At 37.2% G+C, this 8,867-nt stretch carries 12 protein-coding genes; 5 read left to right on the top strand and 7 right to left on the bottom strand.

All coding sequences use genetic code 11. The annotated features are described in order from the left end of the window. The first annotated feature begins 117 nt into the window (after positions 1 to 117). Together DMR_RS22195 and DMR_RS24120 are read left to right on the top strand one after the other, a co-directional pair. Positions 118 to 363 carry a CopG family ribbon-helix-helix protein gene (locus tag DMR_RS22195; RefSeq protein ID WP_012749585.1) on the top strand — a complete coding sequence of 82 codons (246 nt, stop codon included), beginning with the start codon at positions 118 to 120 and terminating at the stop codon, positions 361 to 363. Then, positions 353 to 637 (top strand): type II toxin-antitoxin system RelE/ParE family toxin, encoded by a 285-nt coding sequence (locus tag DMR_RS24120; RefSeq protein ID WP_012749584.1) that lies wholly within the window; start codon positions 353 to 355, stop codon positions 635 to 637. Before DMR_RS22195 ends, DMR_RS24120 begins: the two co-directional genes overlap by 11 nt. A gap of 17 nt (positions 638 to 654) precedes the next feature. Here DMR_RS24120 and DMR_RS22190 read toward each other — a convergent pair whose 3' ends face one another. Continuing rightward, complete coding sequence (locus DMR_RS22190) at positions 655 to 1,338, bottom strand: recombinase family protein (protein WP_012749583.1); 684 nt, start codon at positions 1,336 to 1,338, stop codon at positions 655 to 657. Positions 1,339 to 1,507: 169 nt separating this feature from the next. Between DMR_RS22190 and DMR_RS24835 the strand changes: the two genes are divergently transcribed. Then, a complete protein-coding gene (locus DMR_RS24835; protein WP_148208569.1) occupies positions 1,508 to 1,714 on the top strand; it encodes a hypothetical protein in 207 nt (68 codons plus the stop codon). A gap of 83 nt (positions 1,715 to 1,797) precedes the next feature. On the opposite strand, the gene DMR_RS24115 is transcribed toward DMR_RS24835, so the two are convergent. Beyond that, on the bottom strand, positions 1,798 to 2,265 hold the full coding sequence (locus DMR_RS24115) for a hypothetical protein (protein ID WP_148208568.1): 468 nt from the start codon (positions 2,263 to 2,265) through the stop codon (positions 1,798 to 1,800). Positions 2,266 to 2,574: 309 nt separating this feature from the next. After that, positions 2,575 to 3,024: a hypothetical protein gene (locus DMR_RS24110; RefSeq protein ID WP_012749581.1), complete on the bottom strand. Its 450-nt coding sequence runs from the start codon at positions 3,022 to 3,024 to the stop codon at positions 2,575 to 2,577. A 242-nt stretch (positions 3,025 to 3,266) separates the two neighbouring features. Here DMR_RS24110 and DMR_RS24830 point away from each other — a divergent pair, with 242 nt between their 5' ends. After that, positions 3,267 to 3,482, top strand: a complete 216-nt coding sequence (locus tag DMR_RS24830; RefSeq protein ID WP_148208567.1) for a hypothetical protein — start codon at positions 3,267 to 3,269, stop codon at positions 3,480 to 3,482. Positions 3,483 to 3,698: 216 nt separating this feature from the next. Here the strand turns inward: DMR_RS24830 and DMR_RS24105 are convergent, their stop codons facing one another. Next, entirely contained in the window at positions 3,699 to 4,505 is an 807-nt protein-coding gene (locus DMR_RS24105) for a DnaB-like helicase C-terminal domain-containing protein (protein ID WP_012749580.1), read from the bottom strand. Positions 4,506 to 4,926: 421 nt separating this feature from the next. On the opposite strand from DMR_RS24105, the gene DMR_RS24100 reads away from it, so the two are divergent. Then, complete coding sequence (locus DMR_RS24100; RefSeq protein WP_012749579.1) at positions 4,927 to 5,811, top strand: DnaB-like helicase C-terminal domain-containing protein; 885 nt, start codon at positions 4,927 to 4,929, stop codon at positions 5,809 to 5,811. A 1-nt stretch (position 5,812) separates the two neighbouring features. Here DMR_RS24100 and DMR_RS24095 read toward each other — a convergent pair whose 3' ends face one another. From DMR_RS24095 to DMR_RS24085, 3 genes are all read right to left on the bottom strand, one after another. Next, complete coding sequence (locus DMR_RS24095) at positions 5,813 to 6,565, bottom strand: HTH domain-containing protein (protein WP_012749578.1); 753 nt, start codon at positions 6,563 to 6,565, stop codon at positions 5,813 to 5,815. Between the two features lie 305 nt (positions 6,566 to 6,870). Continuing rightward, on the bottom strand, positions 6,871 to 7,986 hold the full coding sequence (locus DMR_RS24090) for a hypothetical protein (RefSeq protein WP_012749577.1): 1,116 nt from the start codon (positions 7,984 to 7,986) through the stop codon (positions 6,871 to 6,873). A 2-nt stretch (positions 7,987 to 7,988) separates the two neighbouring features. Beyond that, on the bottom strand, positions 7,989 to 8,768 hold the full coding sequence (locus DMR_RS24085; RefSeq protein ID WP_012749576.1) for a ParA family protein: 780 nt from the start codon (positions 8,766 to 8,768) through the stop codon (positions 7,989 to 7,991). Positions 8,769 to 8,867: the final 99 nt, after the last annotated feature.

Here is an 8,867-nt window from a genome sequence, read left to right as displayed (position 1 = left end):
AAAAATATAATTTCTAAAATATTAATAAATTTAGGATGTTATCCTGTTTGTCCTGGGACAGTTGTCATCCATGTCTGATTGATGTATTACACTGTAATACAAAAATAAGGAGCTTCCATGAACGATAAATCCATGAGTTTGCGCTTACCCAAGCCTCTGGCGGATCAGCTCGGGCAGCTCGCGGAATCAACTGGAAGAACGAAGAGTTTTTTGGTCATTCAAGCCCTGGAGAGTTTCCTTGAGAGGGAATCGTGGCAGGTAGCGGAGATCACCAAGGGCCTGGCTGAAGCGGATGCTGGGGATTTTTCCACCCCTGAAGAAATCCAAGCGATGGATCGGAAGTGGGGCTACCGTGCACGTTAAGTGGTTGCGGACTGCTCTGAAGAATCTTGATGATGAGCTTGAATATATCGCGCGGGAGGACCATGAATTAGCTGTAAAAATCTACGCGCATATTCAAGATGCAGTTGATAATTTAAAACAATTCCCCGATTCTTCCAGGCCTGGAAGAATCTTTGGAACCAGAGAACTGGTCATCTCAAGATACAATTATTTAATTCCATATCGTGTCCGTGAAGATGTTGTAGAAATTTTACGGGTATTTCATACCAGCAGAAAGCAGCCAATTAAGTGGTAAATAGATTTAAAATTGCTCTAAGTTTTAGTTCTCCTGGTAATCAGGCCTAACCGTTTCAACGTGGCTTGCAAATAAGGCAAAGACCACCTGTTGCCCCGAATCGTTCGGATGCCCTTCTCATTAAGAGAATCCATAATGGCCCGCTGGCTTTTTCCCTCCTGGATCAAGGCTTCCAGTTCCCCCCGGATCGTTTCAGAAAATTCCTTGGCAGCAGCAGATTGCTGGGCGTGAAGTTCATCAAGCATGGGCGAACCCAATTTTTTCCCTTCAGCTTTTTTCCGGGCCAGTGCTGCCTTGGTCCTCTGCGAAATCAGATCCCTTTCCAATTCAGCTGCGAATGAGACATTGGCCAGGAGCATGGTTGCCAGGACATCGTTCTTTCCATTTGTGCGAAGGCCTTGCTTCACGATGTGGGTGGTCACTCCTTTTTTCCCAAGCTCGTGTAAAATATTCAGGTTCTCACGGATACTGCGCCCGATCCTGGAAAGCTCACTCACGATAAGTGAATCCCCGCGTTTGAGCAGGTCAAGGGTTTCATCCAACCTCCGTTCCCTGGTGCTTCTACGGGAACTCATTTCCACCTGAATCCAGGTGTCCACAGTCATCCCTTCTCGGGAAGCATATGCTTCTATTTCATGCTTTTGGTTCTCTACATCCTGCGTATCCGTTGAAACGCGTAAGTATCCGATAATTTTAGGCATGTTTATTTCCCTTCCGTGTATTGACACTATCTAAACGAACGTTTAGATAGTGTCAACAAGAAGCCAACATCAAAAAACGGGAGCAGGAACCATGGGGGAGCTAGCAAAATGGAAATGAGGTCTTGAAGTAACTATTTACAGCAAATAGATTAGTATGAAAGAGGTAATTATGGATATTCGTTTTTGTTTTTGCAGGATTTGTAAACATTATCGAAATGACAAAACATTTACATGCACTGCTTTTCCAGATGGGATACCGAAAAAAATTTTATATGCACGAGAATTTCATTTCAAAAATTTCCACGGAGATGGTGGGATAAAGTTCGAAGTGATTCCTGAAAAAGAAAATTTCTTAGAGTTTGCAGATATGGAGTAGAATCAATTTTCAACCAGACTTTACAAGCAATGGTGATCCCTGGTCATCGTGAACCACGAGCAGAACCAGGGATCACCAGGAAACTACCTTGGGCAGCAAGAACCGCAGGAAACTTTCTGCCTTGGAACTATTGTTTTTTCAATTAACAGCCAGTCATCTGAAATTTCATCTTTTACAAATAATTGCTCCATAGCGTTATTATTGACTCCTCCTTTTTCAAGAAAAATTTCAACGTTCTCACCAGCGTAACAAACAGTTACTTCAAAACCTTTTTCCGTTAACATAAAAATACAGCTGTCAAATGCTTCTTCAAAAAACGGGCTATACCTATTCATTGATTGAAAGAAATAATAATACCCAAGGTAATTTGATTTCTTTGGCATCTGTGAAATTGGAAAGCACATCCCTGTAAGCGCATCCTGAAATAAACCTTCTTTTTTCATTTTTTGAATAGTTTCATACCATTGGCCTTCTTTAACCATTTCCATGTCATCTTTTTTAAAAGAATACACGTTTTTTGAAACTTCTGTTTTTGTAACATTTTTAATCATTTGTTGGAACCTCCGTTTTTCTTTTGTTGTCATCTTAACAAAATTTTTTCTATAGTAAACAGAGTAAAATTAAAAAAAATCTGAAATATGCTATTTGTAAATTTTAAACTCTAACTAGACAAAATTTTTTAAACTAAAAAACATAATCCCGAATCTTCGGAGTATAAGTAAGAGTAAGAAACCTTCCAGCTTTGAAATATGAAATTATCAAAACAAAAATGTTCTTTAATGATTATTTGGGCTGCATGCAGCACAGATAATCATTGATTTGCGAAGCAAATCGAAAATTCATACAGTTTAGGCTTCATGTTAACTTATCTTTAAGCTAACTTTCTTTGTCCATTCGTTAATATTTTTATTTTCAAGTTTTTCCATATCTTTTTTAATATTTTCAACATGCTTTAAGTTGTATGCCATACCTACATCGCGTTTAGAAATATTGGCTTTAACTTTAGCCCAAAAAATATTTAATACATTTATCAAACTTTGATAAATTCCAAATCTTGTTTCATACCGTACATTTCTTTTTCGTTTGCAATTTTCATCATACATATTAAAAATATCACTTAGTGTCTTTTTCTTTAAATCAAGCATAGCCTCAAGTTTTGATTGGTCTATTTGGAGCAGTCTAATAACAATTTGTAAAATACAAACAAATTCAGCTTCATCAAAATTTGTCACTACAATGTTATCAATTTCATTCGATTTGTACGTTTTAAAGAATTTTTCAATAAACTTTTTCGTATGTCTATAGTGCACTGCAAAAATTCCTTTATTCAGGTTGTTAAAAAAATTATAGTTGAAATTTGCTTACAGCAAACAAACTAATTTTCATAGAAATAAAAATGCTACGACTAATATAAAAACATTTAACAAATCTCATTGACTTTTACGATTCTATTTGGATTTTTTTTCATGTAAACAAAATTTTTTGTATTCTAATTCAAATCTATTTGTATTTGTTTTATAAATAATATAAATACATTGAAGGAGCTAAGCTTATGAAACATGAACATGAAATAGAAAATATTTTAAAATTAATTGATAAACAGGAGTATGTGCTAGAAATTTCCACGGTTGGCATGGAAATTTATTACGAAATGTTGGATTGTGTTCAAGGATTTTTACGAAAGAAAGGATTTGACGCTAGATACTACGATGATTCAAACGGAAAAAGATTAGTAGCAATCGAAAAATATAGGGGAAAATTCGAATGAAGAACCATCTTAAAAAGTTGTATATTACACGTGTGACAGATGAACTATACGAAGAAATTGAAAAAACTAGAATTAAAATGGGCTTTTCAAAATCTGGAATGACAAGATACTTAATCTTTCGTGGATTGCAAAGTACAAAGAACAATTTGTAAAAAATAGCATTGCTCTTGTTCGGTAAAGAGCAATGCTATCTCGGATTTTAATTCAAAAATGCTATTATATACTAATATCATAGTTGTAAAACTTTAAAGAATTCTTCTTGACAAACAATCGTGACTTTCGCGTTGGGCCACAAAAATTTCTCACAACATGGAGTTCAATATAAGATAGCATTATTGGATCACCAAAGTAATCTGTTCCAAAAACATCTTCCCATACTTCGTTGTCCAAATAAAAAATTGTATCAGCCCCATTTTCCAACAAAGCTGTTTTATTGATATTTTTTAATGGAACTTCATACGTTACTATTATTGGAATTTCACATTCAATAGCTGTACTTTTCAAAAATTGCAAAGTAAATTCAAGCCCACGTTCGAGAGATACATCATTCAACGAATCAACAATAATTATATCAGGCCTATCTGCTTCTGCACAGGTGTCATATATGTCATCCAATGACACGTTCTTGCTACAAAACATCTTTATTTTACTTGTAGCTATTGCATCTCCTGCGCGTTTTAATGCCAAAATATCATGATTTTCGATGTTATTTTCAATATAATGCACATAATCAACATCAGCAAACTGAAAAATCATTCTTGTGACTAGCATATCCTCTGTTGAAAATTTATTAAAATACGCAACGCTTGCTTCGCTTTCAATCCCAATTTTTTCTAAAATAGTTAAACACAGCGCTGTTTTGTATGCACCTGCTTCAGCAGCTACAACATAAACTAATCCAGGTTTGAATCCATTAGTTATTGAATCAATTGCATCAAGCTTTGACATAATTCCAAAGCCATTTCCTTTACTGGAAGATGCTCTGATAATTTTATCAATTACTCTTTCAACTGCATCTTTCATGTCAACATACCTTTTTAAAATGATCTATCTAAGTATTGCTGCGCAATGATCCTACACGCCAGGGAGAAAAGCAACTGCTATTTGCTGCGCTGTCCTCTGAAACCACCTTTTGTACAGTTTCGCAAAACTTTTCCCATTTACCATCATTACACTTGCCAGACAATGTGCAGACAAAATTAATGCAATCACCACAGCTGGGCATAGATTACTCCCGAATCTTTTAATTTTTTTGACCTCCTTCTTATTTTAGCATGGGGATCTTGGAAGTAAACTTAATATCCATACTGACTTCAAGTATTAAATTTATCGCAACACCCCGTAGCTGCGGTTATTTTCAAGATTACCGCAAATCTCTTGCAATACCATCACCCAGGATGTACGCATATCACTGAAACTACGGGGAAAAACAAGGAGACCACCTTTGAAATCTCAATTAAGCGATGCACTTTCTGGAGTTTTAGACAAAATCAAATGCAATCCATCCTTGTCTGACAACAAGACAGGGCTATCCACTGGAATAGAAGTGCTAGATGTATATTTTAGAGGCATTACGCCAGGGGAAGTTACTGTAATATCTGGACAAAGAAGACATCAATTTTCATTAATTTTGAACATAATTTTGAATATTGGACTAAACACAGATACATCTATCTACTATTTTTCACTTGGCTTAACTAAGGAAAATTTTGCTTTGAAGCTGCTGTGCTGCCATACTGATGTTAGCATGCAGAAACCGTACACAGGAATGTGCAGCAATCTTGAATTAGAAGCACTGACAAAATCAGCAAGAACAATAGAGACATCAGGGATTAAATTACAAGCTACTGATGAACTAGCAATTCAGAATCTTAGAGATACTATTATTGACATAGATAAAAATGACAAAAAAACCAAATTTATTGTTGTAGACTTTATGCAAAATATCAATTTTAATAGAGATTTTTCAACCGAACACTTGTTCATGGTCCATTCTATAGAAACAATTAAAGATATTGCTAAAGATACAAATATGCCAATCGTTGCACTGTATTATGAATATGAAAAAGAAATGAGTGGACAATCCCAGATTTCAGGTGATGATTTAGTAAATTTAATGCATACAGACCTGGATGCCTTAATACTGGTCAATGACACAATGTCTTCAGGGTCATCTGAAGATCAAGATTCAGATGACCCCTACCTTAAAATTTTTTTTGCAGACAAATATGGAATGCGGGCTGATTTTATAATCCAGTATTCACCGCACTCATTGAAAACAGTAAATAAACCTTCAATAGAGGCACCAAAACTGTATGAACCTGGGTAGATTAGGCAAAATACCTCTTATCTAACAGGCCAGGGTCTAATACTTGTAGGTACTCAATTTGGTCAAAGCCATCACCACCACGCTTATTTCGAGGTGCTTCTAGTGTTTCTATAAGAACTGCCTCTACCGTTAAAATCAAACTTTCGCTATTAAACACTTCCTTTGAAGATTTTGATAATTCGCCTTTGCTTCCTACTTCAAGAAACCCAAGCCATGTAAATCTATCCCACCTTCCTGCGTGCTTATCACGGACATGGTCCGATATTCTTTTCGCTAAATTACACTTTGCAGCTCTACCCACATAGATCGGAGCATGGTGCTCATACAGTATATAAATTCCACTCTGATTTGAAAAGTCAATGCATTCTGATCCAACAGATTCTCTGCCTAACAATTTTGGACTAGATTTCCAATCAACATATTTTGCTTGCCAAAACAATCCACAAGCCTTCACAAGGCACTCAGCAGATTCTGTTTCTTTTTTCTTTCTTTTAGATTTGCTATCATCTTCGCTTTCATCTTTGGTTGTTTTTAACGCAAACATTGACTTTCCAACCTGAATAAACGGAGAATTTTCTTTATCATTTTTAATTGAATTGTATATTGTATTATAAACTAAACCAGATGGTTTTACACCCATCTGTTTTTTATATCCATCAATATAAATTTTATCTGAAATGTCTTTACAGTGCAATGCACCATCAGAGTCCGTTAAAACTCTTATACAAGCTTCTCTCCAGGAAAGTTCGGGCATAGGTTACCTCCATGATTTTTTTGTAAAAATATGCGATTACAAAACTATTTCAATAGCAAAGTTTTAAATTTACAGTGAATACCAATCAAGAACAAACCCGGATTGTTAAAAAAATTAATAAATACAAAGTTTTAAAACAATACCGGAAATCTTGAAAAGCCTTGGCTGGAAAGGCGAAAAAACCAAGCCACGCGAAAAGGCCCGAGAATTGGCTAATTTTCGCTTTTCAGGATCAGGGCAGGGGACAGGGTGGATTTTGATCCAGAAACAAAATCTGCGGGGTTCTGGACACCAAAATCCCCATGTCATTCCCTGGAACGTTCCTTCCAAACTTTTTTCAGCCAGGCCTCCCGATCACCGCCAGGAAATCCCTTCATGGCTTTTTGAAAATCGTTTTCAGAAATCCCCGTTTTCCATGCTTGGAACCGTGCCTGATCAGCAGCATTCCTCGCATCGATGAGAGCTTTCGCTTCCGCTTCATCATCTTTTTCAGCTTGCTCCTGGGGAGAAATATACCCCTTGGGCCTGCGGTAATACCCATCCCTAGCCAATGAGCGGTAAACCCATGAACAGGGGTCCGCTACGGGCTGGCCAGCTTTGTCCAACATCTGGTCATGGGCTAATTCCCATTCCGCGTGATCCAGCCCTTGGACAACTCGGGTAAGACCCTTTCCCTGCTCGGTCAGGATTTTTTCAATCTGCGAGATTTGCTCCAAACCGAACCCTTTTCGGGCAAGATTGGGCCATGCGGTTTGGAGGGTTTCAAGAGAGATAGATAGATTTAAATCTCTTCTATCTATCTTAGAGGGCAAAATGGACACACCTTGCGCCTGTCCATTTGTCTGTCCATTCGGGGTGAATTCAATTTTTAAACCTAAGTTTCCAGGAGCCTTTGTTTTAATCAAAATATTTTGTTCTGACCACCTTCTAAAAACGTTTCTGATGGTGGTCCTTGGAATTCTCGTTTCTTCAGATAAATCATCATAATTTATGACTATTATTTGATTTTTTTCAAGGTATTTCCAGAGGATTTTTTCACTTTTAGTGCGTGGTTCACCTGGAGACCGAAAGTAAAAAATTCCCTTCTCCGAGTGTTCACGGGAAGGGGAAAAATCGTTGTTATTATCGGATATTTTGGACACACTTTTGGTCAGACCACTTCTCTGTCCAAAAGTCTGACCTTTGGTCTGTCCTTTGGACACACTTCTCTGTCCAAAAGTCTGACCTTTGGTCTGTCCTTTGGACACAGATTTGGACACACTTTTTTCGGAAACCTGCTGCGCGATTTCCGATATATTGGGTTCAGAATCAAAGGGAGAAATTTGCATTAATTTTTCAAAAGTAGTGCTCCTCTTCTGCTGGTCATCCGGGTTTTTCTTTACACCTGAGAGTAGACTGGAAATTCCTTTTCGTGTGCCCATAATTAACCCTCAACAAGCTCCAAGATTTCTTGTGCAAGTGCTCGATAAGCCTTTGCTGCTGGCGATTTAGAGTTACTTCTAAGAACTGTCTCTCTCAAATGTTCTGCTTGTTGAAATTGAGAACTAGCTGGAATTGTTGTTGCAAAAATCATGTCTTGACCTAGTTTGTCAACAAGTTGTGCAAGTGTAACTTTTCCCATCGTTGTCCGTTTGTCCACATTATTAATAAGCAATCTAAAAAATCGAAGGGATGGATTTGTTTGCTGTTGAATATCTTGGATAAGTTTTATAGTACGTAATAACCCATCAAGAGAAAATCCTGAACCAGATACCGTTGGTGAAATAACTAAATTGGCAGTAATCAACGCACCCATAGTCCAAAATCCAAGGTTTGGGGGACAATCTAACATTACAAAATCATACTTGTTTTCAATGTATGATGAAATCTTATCACGAAAAAGAGTTAAGTTGCGTTCTGCATCTTTTATTAAGCTAAATTCCAAGGCTGCAACTTCTTCCACGTTAGGCAAAACATCAACATTTTCGTATTTTGATGCGTAGATACATGATGGTGCATCTGCTTCACTGGAAAGCAACTCATACAAAGAATTTCTCGGGTTATCTCCCTGTCTTAACAATAGAGAAGTGCTATTGCACTGCGTGTCCAAATCGCACACCAATACTTTTTTTCCACGATTCCCTAGGGCATGTGCCAAGGTAACACTACAGCATGTTTTGCCTGACCCGCCCTTGTTATTGGAACACGCTATGATCGTTGTCATTTTAACCCTCCGATAGGGTGTCATCTTCCAAAAAATCACTCATTAAATCAAGTAGTTTCTGGTGCAATTTGAGAACAGTCACGTGCGCAAATTGGATTC

The organism is Solidesulfovibrio magneticus RS-1 (genome assembly GCF_000010665.1).
GTDB lineage: Bacteria > Desulfobacterota > Desulfovibrionia > Desulfovibrionales > Desulfovibrionaceae > Solidesulfovibrio > Solidesulfovibrio magneticus.
The sequence above is the reverse complement of the archived record's forward strand: the minus strand, read 5'-3'. Positions and strand labels throughout refer to the sequence as shown.

What these genes read in the sequence shown, in the direction of transcription:
- DMR_RS22195 (WP_012749585.1), top strand. Translation starts at nt 118, where the DNA reads ATGAACGATAAATCCATGAGTTTGCGCTTACCCAAGCCTCTGGCGGAT.
- DMR_RS22190 (WP_012749583.1), bottom strand. Translation starts at nt 1,338, where the DNA reads ATGCCTAAAATTATCGGATACTTACGCGTTTCAACGGATACGCAGGAT.
- DMR_RS24835 (WP_148208569.1), top strand. Translation starts at nt 1,508, where the DNA reads ATGGATATTCGTTTTTGTTTTTGCAGGATTTGTAAACATTATCGAAAT.
- DMR_RS24115 (WP_148208568.1), bottom strand. Translation starts at nt 2,265, where the DNA reads ATGATTAAAAATGTTACAAAAACAGAAGTTTCAAAAAACGTGTATTCT.
- DMR_RS24830 (WP_148208567.1), top strand. Translation starts at nt 3,267, where the DNA reads ATGAAACATGAACATGAAATAGAAAATATTTTAAAATTAATTGATAAA.
- DMR_RS24105 (WP_012749580.1), bottom strand. Translation starts at nt 4,505, where the DNA reads ATGAAAGATGCAGTTGAAAGAGTAATTGATAAAATTATCAGAGCATCT.
- DMR_RS24095 (WP_012749578.1), bottom strand. Translation starts at nt 6,565, where the DNA reads ATGCCCGAACTTTCCTGGAGAGAAGCTTGTATAAGAGTTTTAACGGAC.
- DMR_RS24090 (WP_012749577.1), bottom strand. Translation starts at nt 7,986, where the DNA reads ATGGGCACACGAAAAGGAATTTCCAGTCTACTCTCAGGTGTAAAGAAA.
- DMR_RS24085 (WP_012749576.1), bottom strand. Translation starts at nt 8,768, where the DNA reads ATGACAACGATCATAGCGTGTTCCAATAACAAGGGCGGGTCAGGCAAA.